The sequence below is a fragment of the Xenorhabdus beddingii genome (assembly GCF_002127545.1).
GTDB classification, from domain to species: Bacteria; Pseudomonadota; Gammaproteobacteria; order Enterobacterales; family Enterobacteriaceae; genus Xenorhabdus; species Xenorhabdus beddingii.
Genome location: NZ_MUBK01000137.1, coordinates 1 through 821 on the forward strand (window position 1 = coordinate 1; position 821 = coordinate 821).

2 pseudogenes are annotated in these 821 nt (G+C 49.3%); both read left to right on the forward strand.

What is annotated here, in order from left to right:
* Positions 1 to 580, forward strand: a pseudogene (locus tag Xbed_RS18885) (DUF2213 domain-containing protein); the annotation flags it as partial.
* Positions 581 to 584: 4 nt separating this feature from the next.
* A pseudogene (locus Xbed_RS18890) lies at positions 585 to 821 on the forward strand (hypothetical protein); the annotation flags it as partial.

Sequence of the window (821 nt, forward strand, 5' to 3'; positions counted from 1 at the left end):
ATTCATTTACTACCGCTCCGGTAAAACCTACCGCCAAAAATATCTCATGAACGATGACGGCACCGCCGAACTCGTCGGGGAACCCATTGAGGTTGTGCGTAAGCCAACTGAATACGAAGAAGTTAAAACCAATCAGGAACACGATCCGATGAAAGACATGATTATCAACGCCCTGAAAGCGGCGAACAAAGAAACAGACGGCAAATCCGACGAGGAGCTACTCACTGCATACAACGAACTTAAAAAGGAAGAGAAAAAGAGCAAGGAAGACCAAGACAAGAAAGAAGAGGAAAAACCCAAGGAGACAGCTAACAACTCCTCTCAAGCGCCAGATTGGTTTAAGCCGTTCGCGGAGAAACTCACTTCCCTTGAGTCAGGGCTAACGGCAAACGCAGACAAAGAGAAGTCCGACAAACGCGCTGCAGTGAAAGCCAAGTTCGGTCTGGACGATACAGCGGTTAACGCCTTGGATGGTGCCGCACTCGATGGCTTCTATGCGCAATGCCAGACCTCGACAGGGTTGAACTCATCATTTACAGGCAACAACTCTTCTGAATCATTCACCTCTATGCCGGAGTAAGAAAATGGCTACAAACGGAAAACGTGTAATTCATGCGGGTGGTGTGTTTATCAATCCCATGCTGAACCGAGAAGGTGCGGTGGCGGTGGATACACTGCCCGGCACGATTGGGTATTTTGAGAAAGGCAAATTCCATGCCTCTGTGGATGGCAAGGAAGCGGCGATCCTGTATGTCGCCAATATCGATTACCTCCGCTGCCAGACCGTTGATGACGCTATCACGACCGATTCTGTGGTTGTC